Origin of the sequence: Vibrio sp. 10N.222.52.C3, from assembly GCF_041474195.1 — a bacterium.
Lineage (GTDB): Bacteria > Pseudomonadota > Gammaproteobacteria > Enterobacterales > Vibrionaceae > Vibrio > Vibrio crassostreae_C.
In genome coordinates this window covers 22,145-29,002 of sequence record NZ_JBFRTQ010000043.1, presented here as the reverse complement: position 1 = coordinate 29,002, position 6,858 = coordinate 22,145, and the positions used below count along the sequence as shown (strand labels likewise).

Genomic DNA, 6,858 nt, shown 5'->3' with positions numbered 1-6,858 from the left:
CTGAAAATCATGACCTATGGCTTAGCAACAATAAACTTCTTCATATGCAACCATTATAATTGTATTTATTTTAAACAACCTAAAAAACACCTAAAATCTTAGTGATCTAGCTCAATATTTATTCGTTTATTTTGGTTTTTAAGCTAATCAGTCCTAAAAATGAACGATTAATCGAGATGAACAACGTAAAGGATTATCAATTAACAATCTGCTCAATTATTTAGTTGAGTAGCAGTCACAAATTCACGTCCCTAGAAAGGTCATGCGATTAACTTGGTGTTAACATTGATCGTCTAACACTAGGGACGGTGGAATATGAAATGGAGCAGTATCAGTTTCCGTAAAAGGTTACTGATTATCATGACGGTCACTGGCCTCGTTGAACTTTTGATTCTTGCAGCGGCTGGTTTTTATTACATCAAACAATCTCAAGAGCAAGAGATGGGTTTGAAAGCGTTAGGTGTTGCTGAATTTCTATCTGAATCGCCGCTTGTCACCAGCATTATTCAAGAAAATGGAACGTTGGACCCTAATGGCGTTCCCTACGTTTTGTCTGAAGAAACCCAAGTTAAATTTCGTAACCTTACTCAGCTCATTGGCGCGGCGTTTATCGTTGTTGGAGATGATAAAGGTATCCGCCTGATTCACCCTTATGATGACAGGCTCGGTAAACCCATGCGTGGTGGCGATAACCAAAAAGCATTGGTATTGGGCGAGTCTTATGTGTCGACAGCCAAAGGATCGCTGGGTTTTTCAGTTCGTGGTAAATCCGCGGTAAAAGACACCCAAGGTACCGTTATTGGTGTGGTGTCAGTTGGTTACTTATTGGATTCGTTGCAAGATCGAATCGAACCTTACTTAGCCTTTTTGATTGTGATGGCGTTGCTGGTGGTTGCGGTCAACGCTTTGATTTCGAGTTATGTATCTCGCCGTTTTCAACGCGCTATTTTGGGCTTTGAGCCTGAAGAGATAGGCCGGTTGTATGTTGAGCTAGATGTAACCATGAGTACCGTGAAAGAGGGCATTCTGAGCATCGATAAGCACGGCATTTTACGTTCAATTAATAAGAGTGCCTGCGATATTTTATCGATAGACAGGGATAAAGCACTCAATCAACAGCGCCTTTCTGATGTATTGCCAGGCAGTGATTTAGAACAACTGCTATCAACCGGCGACACCGACCACGATGTTGAGTTGTATTTAAACAATAAGCGAATCATTGCTAACCGAAGCCCGATTATAGTGGCAGGTGAGGTGGTCGGGGCGGTATCGAGTTTCCGATTACGAGATGAAATCAACGATTTAACAGACCAGCTCTCACAAACCAAAGAATATGCTGATCTACTGCGTTCACAAACCCACGAGCATCAAAACAAGCTCAACACCATCAGTGGCTTGATTCAGATGGGCGAGCTGGACTCTGTTCAACAATTGATTGGTCAAGAAACCGCTCATTACCAGAGCTTAATTGAGTTCTTAAGAGAGACGGTGAAAGACCCTCTTATTGCAGGCATGCTTTTAGGCAAAACAGAGCGAGCTCGAGAGATTGGGTTAGAGCTTAAAGTGGAAGAGGGATCAAGGCTTGAAGCTCTGCCTAGCTGGTTAAACGCGGATGACGTTGTCACAATTCTTGGCAACCTGATTGATAACGCCTTTGACGCCACCATGACGGCGATTAAGCAAGAGGGTCAAATTGCGCCAGCGCGTCGGGTTATTGAAGTTTCAATCAGTGATTTTGGTAATGAAATTATCGTAGAAGTAGAAGACAAAGGGTGCGGTTTGCCGAAAGAGTTGGCGACCAAAGCACTCACCGAAAAAGGCGTATCGAGCAAAGCGAAGCAAAATCGTGGTGTGGGTTTGTATCTGATAAAGCAGCTGGCAGACCGATATCAAGGGCAGCTTGAAATGGTCGACAACCACGATTTTGGCACGCGAATGACGGTTTATCTGCCAAAAGAAGAACAATAATTAAGCACGAAACGATCTTGCGAAGATCATCGTGACGGAAAAAGCATGGTTAAAGGAAGAACATAGATGAACGCAATCACGAGAGTCATGGTCATTGAAGATGATATTGCGATTGCAGAGCTACACCATCGTTATTTAGAACAGATGGGTGGCTTTGACGTGGTCGGCATTGCCACCACACAGTCTGAAGCGCTCATGCAACTGGACATCTTAAAACCTGATTTGGTGTTATTGGACGTGTACCTGCCGGACGGGTGTGGGCTCGATATTCTTAATCACGTAAGAGGGAGCAATCAAGGCTGCGACGTTATCTTGATTACTGCTGCGCGAGACGTCGATACGCTGCAGCAGGCAATGCGCGGGGGAGTGGTGGATTACCTATTAAAACCAGTCATGTTTCCTCGTTTGGAAGCAGCACTGAAGAAGTATCAGTCACAGTTACAAGAGTTCGAAAGCGTGTCTGATTTGAACCAAGGTTTGGTTGATAAGATGCTGCAAGCCAATGCCAAAGCGGACTCAGGAAAAGTATCAACCTTGCCCAAAGGAATTGATGGCGTAACGTTGGATAAGATCAGAGCCATTTTTCAGCAAGCTGATGCCGTTAATATTACCGCCGATGAAGCCGGAGAACGAATTGGTGCTAGCCGAACCACCGCCAGACGCTATTTAGAATTTTTGATTACCACTGGTGAGTTAGTCGCAGACTTAAATTACGGTACCGTAGGTCGCCCGGAGCGCTGCTACAACAAAGCGCAAAGATAAACACGACACCATCAAAATAAATATAAAGCCAGTTGAATAAGCTGGTTTTACCTTTTTCTCCCTTTCCTATTGCTCACTCCACCGACCAGATACCGTTCTTTCTTGACTACACTGTTTGAGAATGCCGATTTGCTTCTCCCTCGGGTCAAATGAACGGAACTATCGATTAGAATTTGTTCGAAATGAGTCAATATTTAATCGATTGCTTTCACAGTGGTTGATGTAAATCAAATAGTCATAGACAATACTGTCCCGAATAGAGGTGATAGCTTTCACCCTCGTTTACCAAACGCATTCTCAAATTTAATAGGCGCTTACTATTGATGTAATAGTTAAGACCTATTATCTATTTTCGTATGTCGCTGATACCTTTGGCGAATACTAAAAACCTTGTTTTTATAGGAAAGATGATGGTAATACCTGAAAACAGCAGCATCGTTATTTTTGGTGCGTCGGGAGATCTAACTTACCGCAAGTTAATTCCTGCTCTATACCACCTGTATGCTAGCAATCAACTACCAGAATCCTTTGCGATTCTTGGAGTGAGCCGTACTGAGTACAGCGATGAGTCTTACCGTGAGAAGCTGAAGAAGTCTCTTCAGGAAATGGAAAAAACTGAACCAGAGACGCTGAATGCATTTATTGAACATCTGCATTACCAAGCGATCAATACTTCAGATGTAGACGACTATGCTCGTTTAGCACAACGTCTAGACAAGCTTGAGCAAGACTACCAATTCGAAAACCATAACACATTGTTCTACTTGGCAACCCCGCCAAGCCTATACGGTGTGATTCCAGCAAACCTTGCTGCGCATGGCCTTAACGATGAATCGAACGGCTGGCGTCGTCTGATCATCGAAAAACCATTTGGTTACGACTTAGCATCAGCTCAAGCGTTGGATGAAGAGATCCATCATCACTTCCAAGAACACCAGATCTACCGTATCGACCATTACCTTGGTAAAGAGACGGTTCAAAACCTTCTAGTGCTTCGTTTCTCAAACGCGATGTTTGAACCACTGTGGAACCGTAACTTCATTGAATACGTTGAAATCACAGGTGCTGAGTTCCTTGGCGTTGAAGAGCGTGGCGGATACTACGACGGTTCTGGCGCAGTTCGCGACATGTTCCAAAACCACCTGCTGCAAGTGCTAGCGATGGTCGGTATGGAGCCGCCTGCACAAATTAACGCTGATTCTATTCGTGATGAAGTGGTTAAAGTGCTTCAGTGTCTGAAACCATTAGAAGAAGATGATCTGCGTAAAGACTTAGTATTAGGTCAGTACACAGCATCAGATGTTCGTGGTCAGCACCTACTAGGTTACCGTGAAGAGCATGGTGTAGCGGATGATTCTCGTACCGAGACTTACATCGGCTTGAAAGCTCACATCAATAACTGGCGTTGGAATGGTGTTCCTTTCTACGTACGTACAGGTAAACGCTTACCAACACGTGTGACTGAAATCGTGATTCACTTTAAGAACACGCCACACCCAGTATTTGGTCAAGATGCACCAGAGAACAAGCTGATTATCCGCATCCAACCGGATGAAGGTATTCAGATGAGCTTTGGTTTGAAAGAGCCAGGCGCAGGCTTCAAAGCAAAAGAAGTGAAAATGAACTTCTCTTACTCTGACTTGCCTGAAACTCAGATGCTGACGGCTTATGAGCGTCTTCTTCTTGATGCACTGAACGGTGATGCGACTCTGTTTGCACGTACCGATGCGGTAGAAGCATGTTGGAAGTACGTTCAACCAATCTTAGACTTCAAGCAAGATCCTCAAGCACTGTTTGGCTATGCTTGTGGTACTTGGGGCCCACAGGAAGCAGATGAACTTCTGCAACGTGATGGCCGCGCATGGCGTTTCCCATGCAAAAACTTAACAGACACGGATTACTGCGAACTATGATCAATCACAAGATCTTTGCAACGCCTGAACTGGTTGTTGAAAACCTAGCAAATGAAATGAAAGCATACAGCGAGCAGGGCAAACCTGTTCACATTTCACTGTCTGGTGGCAGCACGCCAAAAATGCTTTTCAAACTTTTAGCACAGGCGCCATACGCGGAAGGTATTCAATGGAATAACCTTCACTTCTGGTGGGGCGACGAACGTTGCGTTGTACCAGACGACGCTGAAAGCAATTTCGGTGAAGCAAACGCGCTCTTATTTTCAAAACTAAAAGAGTTTACTCAAGTAAACCTTCCTGCTGAAAACATCCACCGCATCCGTGGTGAAGATGAACCAAAAGCAGAAGCAGAGCGTTTCGCAAAAGAGATGGCAGACGTAATCCCAACAGAAAACGGCACGCCTGTATTCGATTGGATTCTGCTTGGTGTTGGCGCAGACGGCCACACAGCTTCACTATTCCCAGGTGCAACCAACTACCAAGATGAGAACCTATCTGTATTAGCTTCTCACCCTGAGTCTGGTCAAATCCGTGTTTCTAAAACAGCGAAAGTTTTAGAAGCAGCAAAACGAATCAGCTACCTAGTACTGGGTGCAGGTAAAGTTGAGATCGTTAAAGAAATTCATACAACTCCTGCTTCAGAACTGCCTTACCCGGCAGCGAAAATCCAGTCTAAAACTGGCGAAACAGAGTGGTTCCTAGATTCAAATGCAGCAAGTGCTATCGCATAAGTGCGAATAGCCGCAAGGAGATAAAATAATGAAAGGTGATATCGGTGTAATTGGCCTAGCAGTAATGGGTCAGAACCTTATCCTAAACATGAACGACCACGGCTTCAAAGTTGTGGCTCATAACCGTACTGCTGCTAAAGTAGACGAGTTCCTAGAAGGCCCAGCTAAAGGTACTAACATTGTTGGTGCTTACTCTCTAGAAGAGCTAGTTGAGAAGCTAGAAGCGCCACGTAAAGTGATGCTTATGGTTCGTGCTGGTGACGTTGTAGACACGTTCATCGAAAATCTAATCCCACTTCTAGACGAAGGCGACATCATCATTGATGGTGGTAACACTAACTACCCAGACACTAACCGTCGAGTAGCGCATTGTCGTGAGAAAGGCATCCACTTCATCGGTACTGGTGTATCTGGTGGTGAAGAAGGTGCTCGTTTCGGTCCTTCAATCATGCCAGGTGGTGCGGCTGAAGCTTGGGAAGCGGTTAAGCCAATCTTCCAAGGTATCTCGGCAAAAACTGACGCTGGTGAGCCTTGCTGTGACTGGGTTGGTAACGACGGTGCTGGTCACTTCGTTAAGATGGTACACAACGGCATCGAATACGGTGACATGCAGCTTATCACTGAAGCATACCAGTTCATGAAAGATGGCCTAGGTATGTCTGCTGACGAGATGCAAGCAGTATTCGCTGACTGGAACAAGACTGAGCTAGACAGCTACCTAGTTGAAATCACTGCTGACATCCTTGGCTACAAAGATGAAGACGGTGAAGCGCTAGTTGAGAAGATCCTAGACACTGCAGGCCAAAAAGGTACGGGTAAGTGGACGGGTATCAACGCACTAGACCTAGGTATCCCACTAACACTGATCTCTGAGTCTGTATTCTCTCGTTGCCTGTCTGCTCTTAAAGACCAACGTGTTGAAGCTGAAGCTTTGTTTGAGAAGACAATCACTCCAGTTGAAGGCGACAAGCAAGAGTGGGTTGATGCACTACGTCAAGCTCTACTGGCTTCTAAGATCATCTCTTACGCTCAAGGTTTCATGCTAATGCGTGAAGCGTCGAACGAAAACGGCTGGGACCTAAACTACGGTAACGTAGCGCTAATGTGGCGTGGTGGTTGTATCATCCGTTCTGCATTCCTAGGCAACATACGTGATGCGTACGAAGCAAACCCAGACATCGCGTTCCTAGGTTCTGACGAGTACTTCAAAAACATCCTACAAGGCAGCCTAGTGGCATGGCGTAAAGTAGCAGCGAAATCTCTAGAGTCTGGTATCCCAATGCCATGTACGATTTCTGCGCTATCTTTCCTAGACGGTTACACAACTGCACGTCTACCAGCGAACCTGCTTCAAGCTCAACGTGACTACTTCGGTGCTCACACTTACGAGCGTACTGACCGTCCACGTGGTGAATTCTTCCACACAAACTGGACTGGTACAGGCGGCGATACTGCTTCTACAACTTACGACGTATAATCGTTAG

The 6,858-nt window shown here is 45.2% G+C and carries 5 protein-coding genes; all 5 read left to right on the top strand.

Translation table 11 applies throughout. The features are described from left to right. Window positions 1-315: 315 nt before the first annotated feature. Window positions 316-1,968 carry a sensor histidine kinase gene (locus tag AB4517_RS08270; protein WP_032545674.1) on the top strand — a complete coding sequence of 551 codons (1,653 nt, stop codon included), beginning with the start codon at window positions 316-318 and terminating at the stop codon, window positions 1,966-1,968. Window positions 1,969-2,034: 66 nt separating this feature from the next. After that, the gene (locus AB4517_RS08265; protein ID WP_017059715.1) at window positions 2,035-2,730 is read left to right on the top strand and encodes a response regulator; all 696 of its coding nucleotides are present in this window, start codon (window positions 2,035-2,037) and stop codon (window positions 2,728-2,730) included. A 410-nt stretch (window positions 2,731-3,140) separates the two neighbouring features. Then, window positions 3,141-4,643 carry a glucose-6-phosphate dehydrogenase gene (zwf, locus tag AB4517_RS08260; RefSeq protein ID WP_017059714.1) on the top strand — a complete coding sequence of 501 codons (1,503 nt, stop codon included), beginning with the start codon at window positions 3,141-3,143 and terminating at the stop codon, window positions 4,641-4,643. Further along, entirely contained in the window at window positions 4,640-5,374 is a 735-nt protein-coding gene (pgl, locus tag AB4517_RS08255) for a 6-phosphogluconolactonase (RefSeq protein ID WP_017066266.1), read from the top strand. The genes zwf and pgl overlap by 4 nt, the downstream gene beginning before the upstream one ends. 28 nt (window positions 5,375-5,402) lie before the next feature. Next, window positions 5,403-6,851 (top strand): decarboxylating NADP(+)-dependent phosphogluconate dehydrogenase, encoded by a 1,449-nt coding sequence (gene gnd, locus AB4517_RS08250; protein ID WP_017059712.1) that lies wholly within the window; start codon window positions 5,403-5,405, stop codon window positions 6,849-6,851. Window positions 6,852-6,858 lie beyond the last annotated feature (7 nt).